Raw genomic sequence first — 582 nt, forward strand, 5'->3', positions numbered from 1 at the left:
ATTCGAACCGTTGACCCCCTGCGTGCAAGGCAGGTGCTCTAGCCAGCTGAGCTAATCCCCCTTAAGATGTGCCGAAAGCTCAAGGTGTAAAGCATAAAGCCTTTTCCTTTCTATCTTTCTTAGCCTGAAGTTTCCTGCTTGCTGCCTGTGGCTTTCTGCTTTCCGCTCCTATCGTAGTCCCGAGCAGATTTGAACTGCTGACCCCTACATTATCAGTGTAGTGCTCTAACCAAGCTGAGCTACAGGACTGTCTCGATTTCGGATTTCGGATTTACGATTGGTGATGCTCCTCTTCCCGATTTCTTTCAATCTCGTAACCCGGATGTGTTACTGCCACTGATGGCTTCATCTTTTGGGTTTCCTTTTTGTTTAATTATAGATGTGAGATATTAGATTTGAGTATGGAGAGCAGCTTCATTTGCATTTGGCTTTTTATCTCACATCTCATATCCGACGTCTCATATCTATTTTAAGAAATAATCATGTAGGTAACTTGTTACGATAGCTTCGTTACTGATACTGCTCCAGAAAGGAGGTATTCCAGCCACACCTTCCGGTACGGCTACCTTGTTACGACTTAGC

General features: G+C 44.5%; 1 tRNA gene and 1 rRNA gene. Both read right to left on the bottom strand.

Annotation, left to right across the window (positions count from 1 at the left end):
* Nucleotides 1–174: 174 nt before the first annotated feature.
* Nucleotides 175–249, bottom strand: a tRNA-Ile gene (locus AC1DQW_RS27900).
* Nucleotides 250–528: 279 nt separating this feature from the next.
* Nucleotides 529–582 (bottom strand): 16S ribosomal RNA (locus tag AC1DQW_RS27905); the annotation flags it as partial.

Source organism: Mucilaginibacter sp. P5_A4, from assembly GCF_056400605.1.